This is a genomic window from Rhodopseudomonas sp. BR0G17, assembly GCF_010907025.1.
In the GTDB taxonomy this organism is placed as follows: domain Bacteria; phylum Pseudomonadota; class Alphaproteobacteria; order Rhizobiales; family Xanthobacteraceae; genus Rhodopseudomonas; species Rhodopseudomonas palustris_H.
Genome location: NZ_QUML01000005.1, coordinates 119837 through 141360, shown reverse-complemented (window position 1 = coordinate 141360; position 21524 = coordinate 119837). Strand labels below are relative to the sequence as shown.

Annotated in this window: 19 protein-coding genes; 6 read left to right on the top strand and 13 right to left on the bottom strand. The window is 65.3% G+C overall.

The genetic code is table 11. The features are described from left to right. Nucleotides 1-222: 222 nt before the first annotated feature. The 9 genes from DY467_RS06355 to DY467_RS06315 form a co-directional block, all read right to left on the bottom strand. Complete coding sequence (locus DY467_RS06355; RefSeq protein ID WP_164634659.1) at nucleotides 223-2532, bottom strand: PAS domain-containing sensor histidine kinase; 2310 nt, start codon at nucleotides 2530-2532, stop codon at nucleotides 223-225. A 217-nt stretch (nucleotides 2533-2749) separates the two neighbouring features. Further along, nucleotides 2750-4129, bottom strand: a complete 1380-nt coding sequence (locus tag DY467_RS06350) for a cation-efflux pump (RefSeq protein ID WP_107343903.1) — start codon at nucleotides 4127-4129, stop codon at nucleotides 2750-2752. Nucleotides 4130-4252: 123 nt separating this feature from the next. Next, nucleotides 4253-5221, bottom strand: a complete 969-nt coding sequence (locus DY467_RS06345; RefSeq protein ID WP_164634657.1) for a zinc-binding dehydrogenase — start codon at nucleotides 5219-5221, stop codon at nucleotides 4253-4255. Between the two features lie 45 nt (nucleotides 5222-5266). Then, the gene (locus tag DY467_RS06340) at nucleotides 5267-6262 is read right to left on the bottom strand and encodes an NAD(P)H-dependent flavin oxidoreductase (protein WP_164634655.1); all 996 of its coding nucleotides are present in this window, start codon (nucleotides 6260-6262) and stop codon (nucleotides 5267-5269) included. 240 nt (nucleotides 6263-6502) lie between these two features. After that, entirely contained in the window at nucleotides 6503-7288 is a 786-nt protein-coding gene (locus DY467_RS06335; RefSeq protein ID WP_164634653.1) for a fumarylacetoacetate hydrolase family protein, read from the bottom strand. Between the two features lie 218 nt (nucleotides 7289-7506). Continuing rightward, on the bottom strand, nucleotides 7507-8487 hold the full coding sequence (locus DY467_RS06330; protein WP_164634651.1) for a 2-dehydropantoate 2-reductase: 981 nt from the start codon (nucleotides 8485-8487) through the stop codon (nucleotides 7507-7509). 100 nt (nucleotides 8488-8587) lie between these two features. Further along, a complete protein-coding gene (gene oxlT / locus DY467_RS06325) occupies nucleotides 8588-9880 on the bottom strand; it encodes an oxalate/formate MFS antiporter (RefSeq protein ID WP_107355133.1) in 1293 nt (430 codons plus the stop codon). A 168-nt stretch (nucleotides 9881-10048) separates the two neighbouring features. Next, a complete protein-coding gene (frc, locus tag DY467_RS06320; RefSeq protein ID WP_164634649.1) occupies nucleotides 10049-11326 on the bottom strand; it encodes a formyl-CoA transferase in 1278 nt (425 codons plus the stop codon). A 146-nt stretch (nucleotides 11327-11472) separates the two neighbouring features. Continuing rightward, complete coding sequence (locus DY467_RS06315) at nucleotides 11473-12204, bottom strand: GntR family transcriptional regulator (RefSeq protein WP_164634647.1); 732 nt, start codon at nucleotides 12202-12204, stop codon at nucleotides 11473-11475. A gap of 331 nt (nucleotides 12205-12535) precedes the next feature. Between DY467_RS06315 and pqqA the strand changes: the two genes are divergently transcribed. The 5 genes from pqqA (at nucleotide 12536) to pqqE (ending at nucleotide 15904) form a co-directional block, all read left to right on the top strand. Continuing rightward, nucleotides 12536-12616, top strand: a complete 81-nt coding sequence (pqqA, locus tag DY467_RS06310) for a pyrroloquinoline quinone precursor peptide PqqA (protein WP_013503240.1) — start codon at nucleotides 12536-12538, stop codon at nucleotides 12614-12616. Between the two features lie 112 nt (nucleotides 12617-12728). Next, nucleotides 12729-13655, top strand: coding sequence for a pyrroloquinoline quinone biosynthesis protein PqqB (pqqB, locus tag DY467_RS06305; protein WP_164634646.1), 927 nt, complete (start codon nucleotides 12729-12731; stop codon nucleotides 13653-13655). Beyond that, nucleotides 13652-14416: a pyrroloquinoline-quinone synthase PqqC gene (gene pqqC / locus DY467_RS06300; RefSeq protein ID WP_349627614.1), complete on the top strand. Its 765-nt coding sequence runs from the start codon at nucleotides 13652-13654 to the stop codon at nucleotides 14414-14416. Before pqqB ends, pqqC begins: the two co-directional genes overlap by 4 nt. A gap of 4 nt (nucleotides 14417-14420) precedes the next feature. After that, nucleotides 14421-14729 (top strand): pyrroloquinoline quinone biosynthesis peptide chaperone PqqD, encoded by a 309-nt coding sequence (gene pqqD / locus DY467_RS06295; protein ID WP_164634642.1) that lies wholly within the window; start codon nucleotides 14421-14423, stop codon nucleotides 14727-14729. Between the two features lie 80 nt (nucleotides 14730-14809). Next, nucleotides 14810-15904: a pyrroloquinoline quinone biosynthesis protein PqqE gene (pqqE, locus tag DY467_RS06290; RefSeq protein ID WP_246701474.1), complete on the top strand. Its 1095-nt coding sequence runs from the start codon at nucleotides 14810-14812 to the stop codon at nucleotides 15902-15904. A 254-nt stretch (nucleotides 15905-16158) separates the two neighbouring features. Here pqqE and DY467_RS06285 read toward each other — a convergent pair whose 3' ends face one another. The 3 genes from DY467_RS06285 to DY467_RS06275 are packed head-to-tail and all read right to left on the bottom strand — an operon-like array spanning nucleotide 16159 to nucleotide 19267. Then, a complete protein-coding gene (locus DY467_RS06285; RefSeq protein WP_164634640.1) occupies nucleotides 16159-17034 on the bottom strand; it encodes an efflux RND transporter periplasmic adaptor subunit in 876 nt (291 codons plus the stop codon). An 11-nt stretch (nucleotides 17035-17045) separates the two neighbouring features. Further along, nucleotides 17046-17255, bottom strand: coding sequence for a DUF1656 domain-containing protein (locus DY467_RS06280; protein WP_011157507.1), 210 nt, complete (start codon nucleotides 17253-17255; stop codon nucleotides 17046-17048). Further along, nucleotides 17255-19267 (bottom strand): FUSC family protein, encoded by a 2013-nt coding sequence (locus DY467_RS06275; protein ID WP_164634638.1) that lies wholly within the window; start codon nucleotides 19265-19267, stop codon nucleotides 17255-17257. Before DY467_RS06275 ends, DY467_RS06280 begins: the two co-directional genes overlap by 1 nt. A gap of 162 nt (nucleotides 19268-19429) precedes the next feature. Between DY467_RS06275 and DY467_RS06270 the strand changes: the two genes are divergently transcribed. Next, the gene (locus tag DY467_RS06270) at nucleotides 19430-20110 is read left to right on the top strand and encodes a TetR/AcrR family transcriptional regulator (protein ID WP_164634636.1); all 681 of its coding nucleotides are present in this window, start codon (nucleotides 19430-19432) and stop codon (nucleotides 20108-20110) included. Nucleotides 20111-20390: 280 nt separating this feature from the next. Here the strand turns inward: DY467_RS06270 and DY467_RS06265 are convergent, their stop codons facing one another. Beyond that, nucleotides 20391-21500, bottom strand: coding sequence for an S-(hydroxymethyl)glutathione dehydrogenase/class III alcohol dehydrogenase (locus tag DY467_RS06265; protein WP_164634634.1), 1110 nt, complete (start codon nucleotides 21498-21500; stop codon nucleotides 20391-20393). Nucleotides 21501-21524: the final 24 nt, after the last annotated feature.

Below are 21524 nucleotides of genomic sequence, written 5' to 3'. Positions count from 1 at the left end.
CGTGGAGGCCGGGTATCAGAGCATCTTGGGATTCCGGGTTCGCGAGCTGCGCTCGCGCCGGAATGACGTTGTGTAGAGCGTCCGAACTCACCACGAGTCATTCCGGGGCGCGCGGAGCGCGAACCCGGAATCTCCTTCGCAGGTGCAGAGAGAGACTCGCCACCGCTGCGCAACGGCAGAGACGAGGCGTGAAAGAGACCGAGCGAGAAGAGAAGGAAGAGATCAGGCGGCGAGGGGGCGCTGCTGGCAGGTGCGGGGTAGGCTCACCATCACGATGGTGCCGGCGCCGAGCGTCGAGCGCAGCCGCATCGAGCCGCCGTGCAGATTGACCAGCGACTTGGCGATCGCAAGGCCAAGGCCAGAGCCGTGATAGCTCTTGGTGAGCTGGCTCTCGACCTGTTCGAACGGCTGGCCGAGGCGGCGCAGCGATTGCGGCGGAATGCCGATGCCAGTGTCGGCGATCATCAGCACGATCGAGCCGCCGGCGATGCGTCCGCGTACCGTCACCCGGCCGGCATCCGGGGTGAACTTCACCGCGTTCGACAATAGGTTGATCAGGATCTGCTTGATGGCGCGGCGGTCGGCGACGATTGGAATCTGGTCGTTGAGCTCGGAGCGCAGGTCGAGATGCTTGTGCTCGGCGCGGCCGGCCACGACTTTCAGCGACTCGCCGATGGTCTTGGCGAGATCGAGCGGCTCCATCTCCAGCCGCATCCGGCCGGCTTCGATCTTCGACATGTCGAGGATGTCGTTGATCACCTCCAGCAGATAGTGACCGCTGGTCATGATGTCGTGGCAGTATTCCTGATACTTCTCCGAGCCCAGCGTGCCGAACATGCCGCTGCCCATGATCTCCGAGAAGCCGATGATGGCGTTGAGCGGCGTGCGCAGCTCGTGGCTCATATTGGCCAGGAATTTCGACTTGGTCTGATTGGCTTCCTCGGCCCGCCGTTTTTCGTCGGCGTATTTGCGGGCGAGGTCGGCGAGTTCGAGCGCCTGCTTCTCCAGTTTCGACTGCGTGATCTTGAGATCGGCGACGGTAGCGCGCAGCCGCAGATCGTTGTCGACCAGCTTCTGTTCGTGCGCCTTGATCCTGGTGATGTCGGTGCCGACCGCGACGTAGCCGCCGTCCTTGGTGCGGCGCTCGCTGATGTGCAGCCAGCTGCCGTCGTCGAGCTGCGCCTCGAAGGTGCGGGCGCCGGGCATCACCGCGCCGTTGTCGCATAGCCTGGTGCGGAGCTGCGGCATGCGGCCGACTTCGAGAATGGTCTCGTAGGAGGTGCCGGGCGTCACCGCCGAGTCGGGCAGCTTATGCAGCCGCTGGAAGTGCGAATTGCACAGCACCAGACGGTTCTCGGCGTCCCACAGCACGAAGGCTTCCGGGATGGTCTCGATCGCGTCGCGCAGGCGCAGATCGGCTTCGACCGAGCGCTCGGCGAGGCTCTTCTGCTCGGTGATGTCGACCGCGATACCGATCAGGTGCTTCTCGGTCGAGCCGGACTCCTGGGTGAGCTCGCAGCGCATCCGCAGCCAGATCCAATGGCCATGGGCGTGACGCATCTGGAAGCTGTGGTCGATGTGATCGACCCGGCCGGCCATCAGTTCGTCGGCGATCGCGAACAGGTCGATGTCCTCGCCCTTCACCAGTGCATTGACCTCACCGAAGGTGAGGAGGTCGTTGCGGCTCTCGAGGCCGAGGATCGTGAACATCGACTGCGACCAGAAGATCCGGCCGCGGCTGAGGTCCCAATCCCATAGGCCGCAGCGGCCGCGGTTGAGCGCGGTGTCGATCCGGCTGCGCACGGCGTCGTTGATCAGGTCGCCCTCGCGGGCGCGGGTCGATTGCCAATGGAAGGCGAAGCCGAGGATCAGCACCACGAAACCGGTGGTCGCCGATAGCGTCACCTGCAGTGCGGTGTCCGATCGCAGCACCGAGCCGGTGTCTTCCTGGATGATGACGACCTGGCCGGGCAGCGACTTCACCACGTGCATTGTGGCCAGCGCAGAAGCGCCGCCGGGCAGGGTGATTTCGGTGACGCCATTCGACTGACCGGATTTGGTCAGCGACGCTGCGCCGAGCACTTCGAGGAAACGGTTGTCGAGGCTGGGTTCGACGCCGATCGGCACGCGCGCGAGAATCCGCTGATCGGCGCTGGTGACGATGACGTGCCGACCCGCAGCGATGCCCCAGGTCGGGATCAGTCCGGGCAGCAGATTCTGCAGCCGTTCGATCGAGGCGGGGCGGTCGAGACGGACCACGCCGATATGCTCGAGCCGTTCGGCGATCAGATCGGCGAGTGCGCTGAGATCGCGGTTCATCGCACCGCGCTTCTGCTTGCTCTGCTCGATGATCTGAACAGCCGCACCGAAGAAGATGGTGACCAGAAATGCGATGATCAGCAAAGGCACCGCGCGCCGCAACACCGGCTCTGCATTCAGCAGCCGATGATAGGCGGGTTTAGCGATCGACTGCGCCAATCCTTTAATGGAATCGGATTGAGCGCAGGCGTCCGCTGCCTGCACGCGCGCCATACGTGGCCCCCACCAAGTATCCGTCAGCACCCGTTCGAAGCAGCGAGCGCCGTTCGAATCATGATTAGGATTTGAATCGACTTTTAGGGGGCTGTCGAGAGTCAACGACTCAGCCCGTCGGAAAAATTCTTATCCAAAGGTGAATCGCGCCGACATTTTTTCGTGAGTCGAGTCCGAAACAAGAACGGCCGCAAAGTTTATTGCTGCGCTGTTCGTCTCAGTCGGCGTTCGGCGGTTCGGCGTGACTGATCACGCGCTTCACCGAGGGGAACTTGGCGCGCAGCTTGCGCTCGATTTCGTCGACGTGCTCGTGCACCGAGATCACGCTCATCGACGGATCGGCGTAGCAGTGGAAGTTGACGATCTCGCCGGCCTCGGTGTCGCGCACACGGACGCTGTGTACGTCATGGATCGCGCCGTCGTGGGTGAGGCGGCGCAGCGCCAGCCGAATCTCTTCGACGCGCGCAGGTGCTGCGTCGGAGCCCTGCGGCAGCTCCGGCTCCAGCGGCTCGATGTGGGTGTCGACTTCGACATCGGCACCGAAGTCCTCGCGGATGTGATCCTCGAGCTTGTGTGCGATGTCGTGCGCTTCGATCAGCGGCATATCGCCGTCGACCTCGAGATCGATGCTGACGATCAGCTTGTGACCAAGATCGTGCACAGTGACGTGGTGGACCGCGAGACCGGAATTGCGCGCGATCACCATGATGCGCTCGCGCACGCTTTCATTGTCGCGCGCCACCGGAATCGCCGTGAAGGTGAGGTCGGCATCACCGAACATCGCCGACATCGATTCCTGCGCCTTGCGCTTGATCTCGTCGATGCGGTCGATCGGGTAGGTGCGGGGCACTTCGACGAGGGCGTCGATAAAATGCGTCGGGCCGACCATGCGGGCGCGCAGCCGTTCGATGCCGACCACGCCCGGCACCGCGCCGATCGCCTCGCGTGCTTTGTCAGAGACGCCTTCGGGCGCGCGGTCGAGCAGGGTCTGGATGGTCGAGCGGCCGAGCCGCAGGCCGAGCAGCGAGATCATCACCGCGACGCCGATCGCAGCCGCAGCGTCGCCCCAGTGAAAGCCCGCAGCGGCCAGCGCGAGGCCGGCGATCACCGCGAACGAGCCGAGCACGTCGGAAGCAAAATGCAGCGCGTCGGCGGCGAGCGCCTGGCTCTTGGTGGCGACCGCGGTCCGGTGCAGGGCCCAGGCACGCCACAGATTGACGACGATATCGACGCCGAGAATGGCGAAGGCCAGATACGAGAAGGTCGGCGGCGGTGCGCCTTCGCGCAGCCGGCTATAGGCCTCGACCAGAATGCCGCCGGCCAACACGTACAGCATCGCGATCACGCCGAGCGCCGACAGGCTCTCGATCTTGCCGTGGCCGTAGTGATGCGCATCGTCGGCGGGGCGATCGGAGATCCGCACCACGAACCAGGTGATGATGGTGGCGACCAGATCGATCGAGCTGTGCAGAGCTTCGGAAATCAGCGCCAGCGAACCGATGGCGATGCCGATGGCGAATTTCGCCGCCGCCATGGTGGCACTCGCCACAACGGAGACCGCGGCCACTCGTGACTTGGTGCTGGCGATGTCGTTCATGGCGGGGATTTAGCAGCCTCGTGCGACGCCGAAAAGGCGCGCGCCCCGTTACCCTGGTGGTAACGGGGCGGTTTGGACTAGCTGCGAATTAGTCTCAGTTTAGGGCGTCGTCGCTGGCGGCCGTTACAGCGTCACCACGATCTTGCCGAGGTGGCGGTTGGCTTCCATGTGGGCGAAGGCGGCACCGATCTCCGCGAACGCAAACACCTTGTCGACCGGCACCTTCAAGATGCGTGCTTCGACCGCCGGCCAGATGTCGCCGCGGACCTGGCGGAAGATTTCGCGGACTTCCTCGACGCTGCGGCTGCGGAAGGTGACGCCGACATAGTCGATCCGGCGCGCGGCGTGCAGATCGAAATTGAAGTCCGCATGGGTGCCGCCGAGCCTGCCGACATTGACGATGCGGCCAAGCACCCGCGTCGCGGCGAGGTTCTGGTTGGCGACCTTGCCGGAGACCTGGTCGATCACGAGATCGACGCCGGCGCCGCCGGTGGCGGCGAGCACCTGATCGACCCAGCCGTCGCCGGAGGAGTCGATCGCCAGATCCGCACCGAACTGATGCAGCTTTTCGCGGCGGCTCTTGTCGGTCGACGAGCCGATCACCTTGCGGGCGCCTTTCAGCTTGGCGATCTGCATCGCCATCAGCCCGACGCCGGAGCTGGCGCCTTGCACCAGCACCGACTGTCCGGAGCGCAGCTTGCCGATCGCCACCACCGCATTGTGCATCGTGGTGAGGGCGACCGGCAGGGTGGCGGCGTCTTCGAAGCTCATGCCGTCCGGGATCGGCAGCAGCCGTCCGTGATCGGCGAGGGTGTACTCGCCGAACGCGCCGGCCGTGGAGCCCATCACGCGGTCGCCGACCTTGCAGCCATAGGCCTCGTCGCCGAGCGCTACGACTTCGCCGGCAAACTCCATGCCGAGCACCGCGCCCACGCCGCCAGCGGCGCCGTGAGCGTGGCCCTTGGTCATGCCGAGGTCGGCGCGGTTGAGCCCGCAGGCGCGGACCCGGATCAGGACTTGCGGGCCTTTCGGCGCCGGCTTGTCGACTTCGGTGATGGCGGCGCCGGCGGCGCCGTAGACATAGGCTTTCATCGCAAGCTCGTCCTGTTCTCGCAGCGCCGGCCCGGCGCGCGCGTCTTACTCCGCGGCCTCCCGTGCGCCGCCCGAGGTCATGGCTTCGAGCCGGCCGCGGATGATCGCTTCCGCCTCGCGCACGATCCGCGACACCAGCTCGGCGCAGCTTGGAATATCATGGATCAGGCCCTGCACCATGCCCGCCGACCATACGCCTTCGTCGGTGTCGCCGTTGACATAGACCATCTTGCCGCGCGACCCGGCGACCAGCTCCTTGACCTGCTCGAAGGTCGCGCCCTGCTTCTCCAGCTCGATCACCTGCTGGCTGATCGCATTCTTGGCGACCCGCGAGGTGTTGCGCAGGGTGCGGAAGATCAGGTCGGTGGAGCGCTCGTCATTGGCGACGATCTTTTCCTTCACCGCCTGATGGATCGGGCTCTCCTTGGTGCACATGAAGCGGGTGCCCATGTTGATGCCGTCGGCGCCGAGCGCCAGCGCCGCGACCAGGCCGCGCGCATCGGCGAAGCCGCCGGAGGCGATCATCGGGATCTTGATCTTGTCGGCGGCGGCCGGGATCAGCACCAGGCCGGGGGTGTCGTCCTCGCCCGGGTGGCCGGCGCATTCGAAGCCGTCGATCGAGATGCCGTCGACGCCCATCCGCTCTGCCGACAGCGCGTGGCGGACGCTGGTGCATTTGTGCAGCACCTTGACGCCGTGCTTCTTGAAGTCCTCGACGTGCTCCTGCGGCTTGTTGCCGGCGGTCTCGACGATCTTGACGCCGCTCTCGATGATGACGCGGCGATACTCGGCGTAAGGCGGCGGCTTGATCGCCGGCAGGATGGTGAGATTGACGCCGAACGGCTTGTCGGTCATCTCGCGGCAGCGCGCGATTTCCTTGGCGAGATCTTCCGGCGTCGGCTGCGTCAGCGCGGTGATCATGCCGAGTGCGCCGGCATTGGCGACGGCGGCGACCAGCTCGGCCCGGCCGACCCATTGCATGCCGCCTTGCACGATCGGATGCTCGACGCCGAAGGCTTCGGTGAAACGGGTCTTGATCATTTGGGTCCCCCTTGGACATGCCGGCGCCTGACGCGCCTGTTGCTGTTGCTGGCGGCCGGGAGATTGCCGAAGCGACAGCGAAATGTCCAATGCGTGGGGAGGGGAGCGTCATCTCACCGAGTCATTCCGGGGCGCTCGCGCCAGCGAGCGAACCCGGAATCTCAGTGTTCAAACAATCTCCAGATTCCGGGTTCGCGAACTTTCGTTCGCGCCCCGGAATGACGGCGCGTGTAGAGAGTGTCAGGCTTTCGCCGTCTGACGGAATTCGTTGTGCAGTTCGCCGATGCCTTCGATCGCGATGGTGACGGCGTTGACCGGTTCTTTCATCACGCCGACGCCGACCGAGGTGCCGCAGCAGATCAGGTCGCCGGGCTCCAGCGTCATGTCGTGCGACAGCAGGCTGACGAGCTTGTGCGGAGCAAAGATCATGTCGGCGACCGGATAGTTCTGCCGCTCGGCGCCATTCAGGATGGTGCGGATCGACAGGGCCATCGGATCGAGCCCGGTGGCGATCGCCGGGCCGAACGGACCGAAGCCGTCGAAGCTCTTGGCGCGCGCCCATTGCGGGAAGCTCGGGTCGCGATTGAGGATATCGGCCGCGGTGATGTCGTTGACGCAGGTGTAGCCGAAGATGTGCGACGCGGCGTCGGCTTCGGAAATGTTGCTGGCGCGCTTGCCGATGACGATGCCGAGCTCGCCCTCATACACCACCTTGCCGTCGTAAGAGGCGGGGCGGTTCACCACGGCGCCGTGCGATGCGACGCTGGTGGTGGCTTTGAGGAAGTACAAAGGCTCCGGCGGAATCGACTGATTGAGCTTCGCAGCGAGCGCGCGAAAATTGTTCCAAAGCCCGATGATCTTGCTGGGTGCGCATGGGCTGAGCAGCTCGACATCGCCGAGCTGCAGCGTCTGCCCGGTCGGTTTGTTGGCGCCGAACATGTCGCCGTCATGCACGGTGATGTCGGAATGCGCGATAGTGCCGAACCCGGCCGCGCCCTTGGCGCGAAAACGAACCCATTTGGTCACGGCGATGGTCTCCTTTGTCGTTCCTATAACTCAAGCTGTTTCAGCGTCATTGCGAGGAGCGTAGCGACGAAGCAATCCAGCTCCGTGCTTGGCGCTTCTGGATTGCTTCGCTGCGCTCGCAATGACGGGGAGAGGCTTCGTTGCTAACAACCTCGGGATTCCGGGTTCGCTCGCGGGCGCGAGCGCCCCGGAATGACGGGGCGTCGGACGGTGAACCGTCAGTACAGCCCCGCCACCTTGGCGCGCTGGATCACGAGGCCGAGCACCGAGTCGATCGCGGGGGTGGGGATGTTGGTCATCCGGCCCATCTCCTGCACCACGGTGACGAGCGGATCGATCTCCATCGGGCGTCCGCGTTCGAGGTCCTGCAGCATCGAGGTCTTGTGCGCACCGACCTTGCGGGCGCCTTCGATGCGGCGCTCGACGTCGACGCGGAACTTGACGCCGAAGGTCTCAGCGATCTGCTGCGCTTCCAGCATCATCGCCTTCGACAGTGCCCGCGTCGCCGGATCGGACGCGATCACATCCAGCGTCGCATGCGTCAGCGCGCTGATCGGATTGAAGCAGACGTTGCCCCACAGCTTCAGCCAGATCTCGTCGCGGATACGGTCGAGGATCGGCGCCTTCAGCCTGGCGGCTTCGAACACCTTCGACAGGTTCTCGACGTCGGGGGTGGTTTCGCCCGACGGCTCGCCGATCGGGAATTTGTCGCCATAGACGTGGCGGATCACGCCGGGCGCTTCGATCTCGGTTGCCGGATAGACGATGCAGCCGATGCCGCGCTCGGGGCCGAGTTCTTTCCACTGCCGGCCGCCCGGATCGATGCTCTCCAGGGTGCGGCCTTCGAACTCATTGCCGCCGTGCTTGTAGAAGTACCAATACGGCACGCCGTTCACCGCGGTGACAATGCGGGTGTGCGAGCCGAGCAGCGGCTTCATCGACTCGATCGCGCCGGTGATCGAATGCGCCTTCAGGCAGATGATGATGAAGTCCTGCACGCCGAGCTCGGCCGGCTTGTCGGTGGCGTTGGGCTTGATCACCCGCTCTTCGCCCTCGATCAGCAGCTTGAGCCCGTTCTCTTTCATCGCCTGCAGATGCGCGCCGCGCGCCACCAGGCTGACGTCGGCGGCGCTGGAGTGAGCGAGCTGGACGCCGAGATAACCGCCGATCGCGCCGGCGCCATAGATACAGACTTTCATGCGATTTCCCATCAGACAGACGACAAGACAGGCGGGGCCGATCGGCCACGCCGCGGTGACACCGGATTGGTCTGCGTCGCGCGCGTTGCCGCCGCGCCGATCAGACCATTTCGCTCTTGGCGACGACGCTGCGCCGCCAAGGTTTGAGCACCAGCAGCGCGAGCAGCGACGCCAGGATGTTGGCGGCTGCCGCGAGCAGGAACACCAGATCCCAACTGCCGCTGGATTGCTGCAGCGAGTTGGCGAGCGGCACCAGCAGCGCCGCGGTGCCCTTGGCGGTGTACAGCAGCCCCGCATTGGTGGCGGCGAACTTCGCCCCGAAGGTGTCGGTGCAGGTCGAAGGGAACAGCGAGTAGATCTCGCCCCAGGCGAAGAACACCAGACCCGACAGCAGCACGAACCACACCGGATCCTGACCCAGCGCATACAGCGCGTAGATGCCGATGCCTTCGAGCCCGAACGCGATGAACATCGTGTTCTCGCGGCCGATCTTGTCGGAGATCCAGCCGAAGAACGGCCGCGTCAGGCCGTTGAGGATGCGATCGAAGGTCGCCGCGAAGGTCACCGCCGTCATGGTCATCGCCATCAGCGTGACGGGCGTGTCGGCGATCTTCCAGTCGGCGGCGATCGGCTTCAGATTGGCAGTGACCATCAGCCCGCCGGCGCCGACGATCACGAACATGAAGTACATCAGCCAGAACACCGGTTGCCGCAGTACCTCGGTCGGCCGGTAGTCGCGCCGCGTCTGGAACACGTTGGCGTTGCGGGTGGGCGAGGGCACCTGTCCCGGCTTCGGCGCCAGCAGCAGCAGCGACAGGAACACGATCACGATGCCCTGGCCGAGACCGAAATACATGAAGGTGGTCTGAAAGCCGGAGTCGCGGATCATCGCCTGGATCGGCGCCACGGTGAGCGCCGAGCCGGCCCCAAAGCCCGCCGCCGTCAATCCCGCAGCCAATCCCCGCTTGTCCGGAAACCATTTCAGCGCGTTGCCGACGCAAGTGCCGTACACCGCACCGGCGCCGATGCCCGCCACGATCATGCCGAGATAGTAGCCCGACAGTGTCGTCGCCTGCGCGTTGATCGCCCAGCCGATCGCACACAGGATGCCGCCGATCAGCACCACCAGACGCGGACCGTATTTGTCCACGAACCAGCCCTCGATCGGCACCAGCCAGGTCTCGAACAATACGAAGAGGGTGAATGCCCATTGGATCGAGGCGCGGTCCCAGCCGAAGGTTTTCTGAATGTCGGGGACGAAGAACGTCCAGCCGTATTGATAGTTGGCGATCATCACCATCGCGCCGACGCCGATGGCGAGTTGCGTCCAGCGATAGCTCTCACTCACGCGCCGCGTCTGCGCGGCGGCCACCCCGTGCACCGTGTCCGTCATGTTTCCTCCGTGAGCCGGCGCCTCTGTCGGGAGCCGTACCGTCGCCATTGTGATCGTGCTAATCACCAGGCGCAAGGAGGGAAATAACAACCTGACTTGTTATGACGTGCGGACAAGTTAGTCCGACCGCGCCCGTGGTATTCGGGCGCGGCGGATGCGATGCAGCAATTACTCCGCCGCTTGCTTGCGCGGCGGGGCGGTCGCGCCGGAATCGTGGATCTCGGCGACGTGCGCGTCGCTGTAGCCGAGGACTTCGCGTAGGATTTCGTCGGTGTGCTCGCCGAGCAGCGGCGAGCGCTTCACCTCGGTGGGGGAATCCGACAGCTTGATCGGGTTGCCGACCGACAGATACTTGCCGCGGGCGGGGTGATCGACTTCGACGATGGTGCCGGTGGCGCGCAGCGACTGGTCCTCGGCGAGTTCCTTCATCGACAGGATCGGGCCGCAGGGGATATCGTCGGCGTTGAGGATCTCCATGGCCTCGAACTTGGTCTTGGTCATGGTCCACTGTTCGATCCGCGCGAAGATCTCGTTCAGCCGCGACAGCCGCGCTGGCGGCGTGGCGTAGTCCGGATGCGTCTTCCAGCCGGTCTCGCCGATCACGTCGCAGATCTTCTCCCACACCGGGGCCTGGGTGATGACGTAGATGTAGGCGTTCGGATCCTGCTCCCAGCCTTTGCACTTCAGGATGCGGCCGGGCTGGCCGCCGCCGGAATCGTTGCCGGCGCGCGGCACCGCGTCGCCGAACGGGATGCCTTCGCCGAACTGGCTGTATTCCTTGAGCGGGCCGTGGGCGAGGCGCTGCTGATCGCGCAGCTTGACGCGGCAGAGGTTGAGCACGCCGTCCTGCATTGCGGCGGTGACACGCTGGCCGCGGCCGGTGTGGTGGCGCTGATACAGCGCGGTGACGATGCCGAGCGCAAGATGCAGGCCGGTGCCGCTGTCGCCGATCTGCGCGCCGGTGACCAGCGGCAGGCCTTCGCGGAAGCCGGTGGTCGAGGCCGCGCCGCCGGTGCACTGCGCGACGTTCTCGTACACCTTGCAGTCTTCATACGGGCCGGGGCCGAAGCCCTTGATCGAGGCGACGATCATCCGCGGGTTGATCTCCTGGATCTTCTCCCAGGTGAAGCCCATACGGTCGAGCACGCCGGGGCCGAAGTTCTCCACCAGCACGTCGCAGGTGCGGATCAGCGCGGTCAGCACCTCCTTGCCCTTCGGGTTCTTGGTGTCGAGCGTGATCGACCGCTTGTTGTGGTTCAGCATGGTGAAATACAGGCTGTCCACTTTCGGGATGTCCTGCAGCTGACCGCGGGTGATGTCGCCGCCGCCAGGACGCTCCACCTTGATGACGTCGGCGCCGAACCACGCCAACAGCTGCGTGCAGGTCGGGCCGGATTGGACATGGGTGAAGTCGAGAACGCGAACGCCGTCGAGCGCCTTGGTCATCTGGTTACTCCGTGGTGTTCAATTTCTTGTCGAGGTCAGCTCTCAGTTCGTCATTCGAGGAGCGAAGCGACGAAGCAATCCAGCGGCCCGTGCTTGCGTCCTGGATTGCTTCGCCTTCGGCTCGCAATGACGTGGATAGGCGTGCGTCAGGCGAACAGCTCCTGGCCGTGAGTCTCGACATAAGCGGCCAGCCGCAGCGTGTGATCGCGCGCCAGCTTTTCGGCGAGTTCGGTATCGCGGGTTTCGAGCGCCTCGATCATCGCCAGATGCTCGGGCAGGGAGGCGGCGATGCGCTCCTTGCGGCCGATGGTGAGCTGGCGATAGCCGCGGACGTGGATCAGGATGTCGTTGGTCATGTCGACCAGCACCGGCGACTCGCTTAGCGAGATCAGCGTCTGGTGGAACACGATGTTGGCGCGGGAATACTCGTCGATGTGATCCTGCGGTAGCCGGTCCGGACCGAACTCCTTGAACACGTCGCGCAGCGCCGCGATGTCGCGCTTGCGCGCCACGATGGTGATCAGCCGCGCCGCCATGCTCTCCAGCGCCGCCCAGGCGCGGATCATGTCGACGATCTCGGCTTTGGTCCGGCGTACCACGATGATGCCCCGGCGCGGCACCGCCTTCACCAGGCCTTCCTGTTCGAGCATCGCGATCGCTTCACGGATCGGCGTGCGGCTGACGCCGAGCTTGTCCGACAGCGCGCGCTCATCGAGCATCACCGGCTCGGGCGTGGTGTAGATGTCCATCTTCAGGATCGCCTGCTTCAGCGCCTCGTAGGCCTTGGTCTTGAAGCTGGTCTCCGGCGCGAGCCGCATGATGCCGAGCTCGGGCTCGGCGGGCGTCTCGTTCGGAGTGGGGCGGGCACGTGCGATCATGGAGGTCCTCAGGCGGATGGAGGGCCGCCGTCGGCTCAGCTCTGGCATACCAGATGCCAAGCGGTCAAGGCGTTCTCAAGGGAGTTTGTGCGTTCGCGGAGTGTTCGCGGGACGTTCTGGCATGCCAGCATTTGGAGGTGCCACTGGTCCGCTTTCCCAGCGGGAAGCCGGGGCGAGATTACGACCAGAGGCGGGTGTCTTCCATGTTGGTCGGTCGCCGTTCACCGTGGAGTGATCGCTGCACCGCGCAACGCTGTTTGCTTGCGCGGGTTAGGAAGCAGACCTATCCTCACTCCATTGCGGCATCAGACCAGCAAATCGGGAGGACCTCATGGCCTGGAAGAAACCGGAAATCGTCGAGATCGCGGTCGGCATGGAAATCAACATGTACGCCTGCGCGGCGCGCAAGTAATCGAATCGCAGCTTCGTTGTGACGACGGCACACGGCGCGGCCGGCAGTTTCTGTCGGTCGCGACGGTCGGCGTTGGTGCGTCGTCGTTGAAGACTTGAGTGGAAGGCGGTCGATGCTGCGGGTGATCGTTCTCGGCGCCGCAGCCGGCGGCGGGGTGCCGCAGTGGAATTGCGGTTGTCCGGTCTGCCGCGCGGCCTTTGCCGATCCAGAACTTCGCCGCACTCAGGCGTCGGTGGCCATCAGCGCAGATGGCGCGCACTGGTTCCTGATCAACGCCGCCCCGGATTTACGCCAGCAGATCATCGCCACGCCGCACCTGCATCCGCGGCCCGGCGCGTTGCGGCACAGCCCGATCGCCGGTGTGATCCTGACCAATGGCGAGGTCGATGCCGTCGCCGGTCTGTTGTCGATGCGCGAGGGCTCGCCGTTCACGATCTATGCACACGCCAAGGTGCTGGCGATCCTGAAGGCCAACAGCATCTTCAACGTGCTGAATGAAAAGCTGGTGGCGCGGCAGCCGATTGCGGTCGATCAGCCGTTCGCCCTTCGGCTCCCGGACGGCGCGCCGTCCGGCCTTGAGGTGAGCGCCTTTGCGGTGCCGGGGAAGGGCGCTTGGTATCTGGAAGGGCAGACCCATCCCGGCGGTGCAGACGGCGAGGGCGATACGCTCGGCCTGACCATCACCGAGACCGCGACCGGCCACACAATGCATGTGCTGACCGCGTGCGCGCGCGTCACCGAGGATCTCAAGACACGGCTCGCTGGCGCGCCGCTGGTCCTGTTCGACGGCACGGTGTGGCGCGACGACGAACTGATCGCGGCCGGCCTCGGCACCAAGACCGGCCAGGCGATGGGACACATCGCGATGGCGGGCGGTAATGGCGCGATCGCTGCGCTGGCCGATCTCGGCATCGGGCAAAAGCTGTTCGTTCACGTCAACAATTCTAATCCGGCGCTGCTGGCTCACTCGGCCGAGCGCGGGCAGATCGAAGCGGCCGGCTGGCAGATCCCTGCGGACGGCACGGAGGTGACGCTGTGAATGCGATGACCGCGTTTTCGCTGAACGGCGCCGCGCCGCTCGCCAATGCCGATGAGCTGGAAGCGGCCCTGCGCCAGATCGGTGCCGCCCGCTATCACAATCTGCATCCGTTTCATCGCCTGCTGCACGGTGGCAAGCTCAACAAAGGCCAGGTGCAAGCCTGGGCGCTGAACCGCTACTATTATCAGAGCTCGATCCCGATCAAGGACGCGGTCGTGATCTCGCGTTTTCGCGACCGCGCTACCCGCGTCGAGTGGCGGCACCGGATCGAGGACCACGACGGCGATCTTGGAAGCGAAGGCGGCATCGAGCGCTGGCTGAAACTGACCGAAGGGCTCGGCCTCGACAGCGCTTATGTCGAATCCACCCAAGGCATTCTGCCGGCGACACGGTTTGCGGTGGACGCCTATGTGCACTTCGTCCGCGACCGCACGCCGCTGGAAGCGATCGCGTCATCGCTGACCGAGCTGTTTGCGCCCAATCTGCACGAAGAGCGCATTGCGGGCATGCTGGCGCATTACGACTTCGTCAATCCAGAGATCATGAGCTACTTCAAGCGCCGGCTGGAACAGGCGCCGCGTGATGCCGACTTTGCGCTGCGCTACGTCAAGCAGCACGCCACCACCCCGGCCGAGCGCGAGGCGGTGTGCAACGCGCTGATCTTCAAGACCAACGTGCTGTGGGCGCAGCTCGACGCGCTGCATCACGCCTATGTCGACGGCCACATCCCGCCCGGCGCCTTCGTGCCGGAAGGAGTCTGAGTCCATGGCGCCGCGCCGCATCAGCGTCAGCGAGGCGAGCCGTCCGGTGCTGCCGCGCCACGCCCGGCTGAAGTTCGACGACACAAGGCAGCGCTGGGTGATCCTCGCGCCGGAGCGGGTGCTGGCACCGGACGAGATCGCGGTTGAAATCCTGCAATTTTGCGACGGTGCGCGCGATGTGGCGGCGATCATCGATGCACTGGCGGCGAAGTACACCGCCGATCGCGCCGAGATCGGCCGCGATGTGGTCGCGATGCTGCAGGACCTCGCCGACAAGGGCTTTCTCACCGAGGCGCGGGAGACGGCGCCGTGACCGAGACTGCCACCAACGTTGCGGGTTCCGATGGCGTCGCCGTGCTGGAGAAGCCGGGCAGCGTCGCGGAGACGTTCGGCATGCCGCTCGCCGTGCTGCTGGAGCTGACGCATCGCTGCCCGCTGCAATGCCCGTATTGCTCCAATCCGCTGGAGCTGGAGCGGGGTGGCGCGGAGCTGTCGACCGACGAGTGGAAGCGGGTGCTGAGTGAGCTTGCGAGCATCGGCGTGCTGCAGGTGCATTTCTCCGGCGGCGAACCAACCGCACGCAAGGATCTGGTCGAACTGGTGCGTCACGCCACCGAGGTCGGGCTCTATACCAATCTGATCACTTCCGCGGTGCTGCTGAGCCGCGAGCGGCTGGTAGCGCTGGCCGATGCCGGGCTCGCGCATGTGCAGATCAGTTTTCAGGGCAGCGAGGCAGAGATCGCCGATCGTGTCGGCGGCTATGCCGGCGGGCACACCAAGAAGCTCGAGGTGGCGCGCTGGACCCGTGAGCTCGATCTGCCGCTCACCGTCAATGCGGTGATGCACCGGCAGAACCTGCACCTGCTGCCCGACATCATCGAGATGGCGGTGAAGCTCGACGCCGACCGGCTCGAAGTCGCCAATGTGCAGTATTACGGCTGGGCGCTGAAGAACCGCGCCGCGCTGATGCCGACGCTAGCGCAGATCGAGGATTGCACCGCCACAGTCGAGGCGGCACGCGACCAGCTGAAAGGCGTGCTGGCGATCGACTACGTAATCCCGGACTACTACGCGGCGCGGCCGAAGAAATGCATGGGCGGCTGGGGCCGGCAATTCTTCAACATCTCGCCGAGTGGCAAGGTGCTGCCGTGCCATGCGGCTGAAACCATCACCGGGCTCGACTTCCCGTCGGTGAGGGGCGGCGCGTCGATCGCCGAGATCTGGCGGAGCGCCGAGGCGTTCAATCGCTATCGCGGCACCGGATGGATGCAGCAACCTTGCGCCAGCTGCGCGTTCAAGGAGATCGATTTCGGCGGCTGTCGCTGTCAGGCCTTCGCGCTGGCCGGAGATGCCGCCGCGACCGACCCAGCCTGCGCTCTGTCGCCGCTGCACGACCGCATCTTCAAGACCGCAGAAGCGGAGGCCGCGTCCGGCAGCGACCGCTTCCTGTATCGCAATTTTGCCGGCGGCACGGCCGAGGGCGCGTAGCATAACCTCGCCATGTCATTCCGGGGCGCTCGACGCCGTGAGCGCCCCCGGCTTCTCCACCACAAATACAGTCCAACCTTCGTCATTCCGAGGCGCGCGGAGCGCGAGCCCGGAATCCATAACCAGCAGCCTCGGTTCTAGAGGAAGCTTCGCCGCCGCTATGCTTCACCGCGAGTCCAGGGACTATGGATTCCGGACTTGCGCGCAAGAGCGCGCAATCCGGAATGACGGAAGATAGGTCGTGTAGCGCGCGGTCAGCCGCCGCGGCGCTCGATCACCACCGTCGCGGTGCGGCCGACCACGAGGCGGACGTCGGGCGGCACCTGATCGAGCGCGATGCGAACCGGGATGCGCTGTGCCAGCCGCACCCAATTGAACGTCGGGTTGACGTTCGGCAGCAGCTTGGCGCCGGCGCTGCGGTCGCGATCCTCGATGCCGCCGGCGATGCTCTGGACGTGACCGTAGAGCGGGCTGCGCTCGCCCATCAGCCGCACCTCGGCACGGTCGCCGACCTTGATCGACGGCAGCTTGGTTTCCTCGAAGTAACCATCGACATGCAGCGTCGCCTGATCGATCAGCGCTGCGACGCCGCTACCAGCGTTGACATAGGCGCCGGGGCGCAGATCGAAATTGGTGATCAGCCCGCCGACCTGCGCGCGGACCTCGGAGCGGTCGAGATTGAGCTTGGCGAGGTCGCGGTCTGCGATCGCCTGGTGCAACGCCGCTTCGGCCTCGGCCTGGGTGGCGGTGATCTGCTCGCGCTTCTGTTCGGTGACGGCGTCGCTGCTGAGATTGCGGTAGCGCGCCAGATCCTTGTTGGCGGCGTCGAGCGCAGCCACGCGGCCTTCGACCGCGGCTTCGGCCTGGCGTAGTGCCAGAGTGAAGCGCTCGCGATCGATCCGGAACAGGATGTCGCCTTTCTTCACCACCTGGTTGTCGACGACCAGCACCTCCGAGATGAGACCGGAGACGTCTGGCGCCACCGCGACGACGTCGGCGCGAACCCGGCCGTCGCGCGTCCACGGCTCGATCTCGTAGTGCACCCACAGCCGCCAGCCGATCAGTGCGGCGACCAGGACGCCGAGCGTGGTGACACTGAGGCGGACGAGCAGAAGCGGAGTCTTTCCCATGGCTGGCCCTTTCATTGCGGCCACCCCGAAACGAGACCGAGAGCGACGAACACGATGACGACGAAGATGGTGAGATTGAACAAGGTGTGATGCCAGACGAGGTGATAGAAGTTGAGCCACACCAGCAGGCGCGACACCAGGCTGGTGAGAATGAAGGCCGCGGCGGCGCAGATCAGGATGGTCGGCACGAACACGCCGAGGATGTTGAGTTCAGCAGTCATCAGGCGGCCTCCTGAAGGGCGAGGCGCGGCGGCTTCGCGGTCGGAAACAGGCAGCGGCGCAGGCCGACGAGGCCGAGCACTGCGCGCCGCGCCGTGCCGCTCGGCTCGTCGCGCACGGCGGCGAGGGCGCGGTCGAGTGTTCTGAGCAGTCCGGCCGGCGGCGCTATCGAAGCCGACGCGTAGTGCCGCTCCAGCCGGATCAGCAACAGTTCGAGCCGGCGACGGGCGCCGCGCGACAGCTCAAGTCGCGCCCGGTGCAGGTCGAGAATGTTGAAGCCGGCGCGCAGCTCGCGCAGCGCTTCCGGCATGGTGTGGCCGGCAGCGGCGGCGCGGGGGGCCAGCAGCATCATCCGGTCGATCATCAGGCCCGCGACGCTGGCGCGTTGGTTCTCGCTGCTGATATCGGCGGCCTGAGCCAGCGTGGCGCGGTTGGCGTTGATCAGCCGCAGCGCGCTCCATTCGGCGCCGACAGGCCGCAGCACGGCGGTGACCAGCGCGGCGAGGCCGGTGCCGGTGACCACCGCGACTGTCGAGTTCAGGAAGCTTGCGGTGTCGAAGGTGTACATCTCCTGCAGCGCGATCAGACTGCCGGTGTTGACGGCGAGGCCGAGCCCGATCGGATAGGTCGCGGGTGCGCCCATCAGCACGCCGTACAGAATGAACGCGGGTGCCAGCACCAGCGCCAGACTTTCGAAATTGTGCACCGCCGGCAGGATCAGCAGCAGATAGGCCGCCGCAGCAAAAGCGGCCACGATGGTCCATTTGGTCAGGCCGACGATCGACGGATACGGATCGTCGCGTGCGGCGAACAGGCTGGTGCCGACCGTCGCCATCATCGCGGCGGTGCCGCCGGCCGGCCAGGCGCACACGATCCAGAAGGTGCAGCAGGTGATCACGGTGAACAGCGTGACGAAGGCGGCGAGCAGCGCCATGCCGTGGTCCTGATGCTTCACCACCGCGACATGCTGTTCGATCGGATAGTGCAAGGGCGCATCGAGCGTCGTGGCGTTGCCGGTGGTTGCCGCCGCCAGCGCGATACAGTCGGATTGGATGTTGAGCAGATCCCGAAGCCGCATCAGCAGTCCGAGTTCGAGCAGGTCGCGCCAGGTGCCGCGATGCGGGTGCTGATCAATCTCGGCCTGAACGTCAGCCAGCAAGGCATCACGGACCGCGGCGTCGCCGGGCTCGTCGCCTTCCATCCAGACGCGGGTGCGCTCCACCAGCGCCGCGACCGGGGCCGAAGGGCCGCCCAGCGGCTGCAGTTCGTCGAGGCGATCGGCGACCGATGACATCACCGGCAACAGCAGCAGCATCCGCGGCTGCAATTGCTTGATCCAACGCGTCGCGCTCTGGTCGAGATTGGTGTCGTAGCTGAGGAAGGTGACGAGGTTTTCGATGTCGGCGGAGTCGGCGGCGACCTGCAGACGATGGGTTTCGGCCGCCGGGCTTTTGTTCAGGCTGACCGCGTCGCGAACGCTGGCATGGGCGTGCTTGAACCATGCCTTGACCCGCTGCGCCGCGAGCGGGCCGACCGAGCGCGGAAACACCACGCTGGAGACCACGGCCGCGCAGGTGATGCCGAGCACGATTTCCTCGGTCCGCGCCAGCGCGATGTCGAAGATCTGGTTCGGCGTGTCGACAGTCGGAAAGCCGATCAGCGCGGTGGTGTAGCCGGCCAGCATCGCCACGTAGCTGCGCGGCGAGCGGTCGAGCACCGACACGTAGATGCACAGCGCCGACCATAGCGCGATCGCGAGCACCAGCAGCGGCGGCGCGCCGGCGAGATTGGGCACGATCGCCACGGCGACGCAGGCGCCGATCAGGGTGCCGAGGACGCGAAACACCGCCTTCGACCGCGTCGTGCCGGAGAGCGGATGCGAGGTGATGTAGACCGTCGCCACCGCCCAATACGGCCGCGGCAGATCGAGCCACAGCCCGATCGCCATCGCCAGCATCGCAGCGGCGAAGGTTTTGAACGCAAACAGCCATTGCTGCTCGTCGGGCAGCGACATCGGCGGAAATCCTAGATTCCAAAAGGAGGGACGCGCGGCGCCTTCTCGGGTGAAAAGGGCTGGTATCTGGCGCGACCTTTACATAAATGACCATGGGGTCATTTTATGTCAAGATGACGACCCGCCAGAATTGTGCCGTGCTTCATCGCTCAGGACGCGACCATGCCTAAGCCCAAACAAACGCCTGCAAAAACGCTGACCAGCAATGCGGCGGTTCGCTCCAAACGGGTCGCGCGCGGGCCGAGCCCGGACAAGACCGCGCAAACCAAAGCGAGCATCGTGCGGGCGGCACTCGCGGAGTTTCTCGACAAGGGTTTTGCGGACGCCACAATCGCGGGCGTGGCGCAGCGTGCCGGCGTCGCCAAAGGCACGCCTTATCGTTACTTCGCCACAAAGGAAGCACTGTTCGCCGGCGTGGTGCAGCAGGAGCTGGTCGGCGCGCTCGGTGATATCCTGGAGGAGAGGCGCGGGCGGGACGAGAGCGTGCAGGCTTTCCTGCGCCGAACGCTGCTGATCGCGCTCGGCGAGATCGAGCGCAAGGGGAGGGCGGCGATGGCCCGCCTGGTGATCGTCGAGGGCGTGCGGTTTCCGGCGCTGGTCGAGATCTATCGCCGCGAGATGTTCGATCCGGTGCTCGACCAGATCAAACGACTGGCGCCGGTGGCGCGCCGGCGCGGCGAGCTGCCGGATGATCGGTTGATCCGCCACCCGCATCTGCTGATCGCGCCGGTGTGGATGGGCATTCTCAACAACCAGCTGATCGATCGCGACCACCCGGTCGACATCGCAGGCCTATTCGAGGCGCAGCTGGAATTGATGTTTTCCGGCGAGCCAGGGCGGTGAGGGACGAACAGGACTTTGGCCGCTTTCGTCCCAAGAGAGCCAGACGTCGTGAGTTCGGGCTCGAGTAGTTCTGCTTTTGATAGAACCGGGACCGCGGTTCGGAGTGCTCACAACAGGCACAACCTCATGGTGAGGAGGCGCGAAGCGCCGTCTCGAACCATGCGCCGCAGGCGATGTGGCTCCTCATCCTTCGAGACGCCCGGCTTTGCCGGGCTCCTCAGGATGAGGACCTTTGCCCTTGGCAAGGGCCAAATCCGCTTCGATCAGGTGATGAACGGCTCTAGAACACCACCACCGAACGGATCGACTTGCCCTGGTGCATCAGATCAAACCCCTTGTTGATCTCTTCGAGCTTCAGCACGTGGGTGATCATCGGGTCGATCTCGATCTTGCCGTTCATGTACCAGTCGACGATCTTCGGCACGTCGGTGCGGCCGCGGGCGCCGCCGAACGCGCTGCCTTTCCAGACACGGCCGGTGACGAGCTGGAACGGGCGGGTCGAGATTTCCTTGCCGGCTTCAGCGACGCCGATCACCACCGAGACGCCCCAGCCGCGATGGCAGGCTTCGAGCGCCTGGCGCATCACATTGGTGTTGCCGGTGCAGTCGAACGTGTAGTCGGCGCCGCCATCGGTGAGCCCGACGAGATGCTGGACGATGTCGTCGTCGACCTTCTTCGGGTTGACGAAGTGGGTCATGCCGAAGCGGCGGCCCCATTCTTCCTTGTCGTCATTGATGTCGACGCCGACGATCTTGTCGGCCCCGACCATCTTGGCGCCCTGGATGACGTTGAGGCCGATGCCGCCGAGGCCGAACACCACGACGTTGGAGCCGGGCGTGACCTTGGCGGTGTTGACCACCGCGCCAACGCCGGTGGTGACGCCGCAGCCGATGTAGCAGCTCTTGTCGAACGGCGCGTCCTCACGGATCTTCGCGACTGCGATCTCCGGCAGCACGGTGAAGTTCGAGAACGTCGAGCAGCCCATGTAGTGATAGATGGTCTGGCCCTTGTAGGAAAAGCGCGAGGTGCCGTCCGGCATCAGGCCCTTGCCCTGCGTGGCGCGGATCGCGGTGCAGAGATTGGTCTTCTGGCTCAGGCAGCTTTTGCACTGCCGGCATTCCGGCGTGTACAGCGGAATGACGTGATCGCCCGGCTTCACCGAGGTGACGCCGGCGCCGACTTCGCGGACGATGCCCGCGCCTTCATGGCCGAGGATCGAGGGAAAGATGCCTTCGCTATCGAAGCCGTCGAGCGTGTAGGCGTCGGTGTGGCAGATGCCGGTGGCCTTGATCTCGACCAGCACCTCGCCGGCCTTTGGCCCTTCGAGATCCAGCTCGACGATTTCGAGCGGCTTCTTGGCCTCGAACGCGACGGCGGCCCGTGTCTTCATGGCGATCCTCCTGGCATCAGCGAA

What these genes read in the sequence shown, in the direction of transcription:
- frc (WP_164634649.1), bottom strand. Translation starts at nt 11,326, where the DNA reads ATGACCAAGGCGCTCGACGGCGTTCGCGTTCTCGACTTCACCCATGTC.
- DY467_RS06355 (WP_164634659.1), bottom strand. Translation starts at nt 2,532, where the DNA reads ATGGCGCGCGTGCAGGCAGCGGACGCCTGCGCTCAATCCGATTCCATT.
- DY467_RS06350 (WP_107343903.1), bottom strand. Translation starts at nt 4,129, where the DNA reads ATGAACGACATCGCCAGCACCAAGTCACGAGTGGCCGCGGTCTCCGTT.
- DY467_RS06270 (WP_164634636.1), top strand. Translation starts at nt 19,430, where the DNA reads ATGCCTAAGCCCAAACAAACGCCTGCAAAAACGCTGACCAGCAATGCG.
- DY467_RS06345 (WP_164634657.1), bottom strand. Translation starts at nt 5,221, where the DNA reads ATGAAAGCCTATGTCTACGGCGCCGCCGGCGCCGCCATCACCGAAGTC.
- DY467_RS06340 (WP_164634655.1), bottom strand. Translation starts at nt 6,262, where the DNA reads ATGATCAAGACCCGTTTCACCGAAGCCTTCGGCGTCGAGCATCCGATC.
- DY467_RS06280 (WP_011157507.1), bottom strand. Translation starts at nt 17,255, where the DNA reads ATGACTGCTGAACTCAACATCCTCGGCGTGTTCGTGCCGACCATCCTG.
- DY467_RS06315 (WP_164634647.1), bottom strand. Translation starts at nt 12,204, where the DNA reads ATGATCGCACGTGCCCGCCCCACTCCGAACGAGACGCCCGCCGAGCCC.
- DY467_RS06285 (WP_164634640.1), bottom strand. Translation starts at nt 17,034, where the DNA reads ATGGGAAAGACTCCGCTTCTGCTCGTCCGCCTCAGTGTCACCACGCTC.
- DY467_RS06330 (WP_164634651.1), bottom strand. Translation starts at nt 8,487, where the DNA reads ATGAAAGTCTGTATCTATGGCGCCGGCGCGATCGGCGGTTATCTCGGC.
- pqqD (WP_164634642.1), top strand. Translation starts at nt 14,421, where the DNA reads ATGGCGCCGCGCCGCATCAGCGTCAGCGAGGCGAGCCGTCCGGTGCTG.
- DY467_RS06265 (WP_164634634.1), bottom strand. Translation starts at nt 21,500, where the DNA reads ATGAAGACACGGGCCGCCGTCGCGTTCGAGGCCAAGAAGCCGCTCGAA.
- oxlT (WP_107355133.1), bottom strand. Translation starts at nt 9,880, where the DNA reads ATGACGGACACGGTGCACGGGGTGGCCGCCGCGCAGACGCGGCGCGTG.
- DY467_RS06275 (WP_164634638.1), bottom strand. Translation starts at nt 19,267, where the DNA reads ATGTCGCTGCCCGACGAGCAGCAATGGCTGTTTGCGTTCAAAACCTTC.
- pqqB (WP_164634646.1), top strand. Translation starts at nt 12,729, where the DNA reads ATGCTGCGGGTGATCGTTCTCGGCGCCGCAGCCGGCGGCGGGGTGCCG.
- pqqA (WP_013503240.1), top strand. Translation starts at nt 12,536, where the DNA reads ATGGCCTGGAAGAAACCGGAAATCGTCGAGATCGCGGTCGGCATGGAA.
- pqqE (WP_246701474.1), top strand. Translation starts at nt 14,810, where the DNA reads ATGCCGCTCGCCGTGCTGCTGGAGCTGACGCATCGCTGCCCGCTGCAA.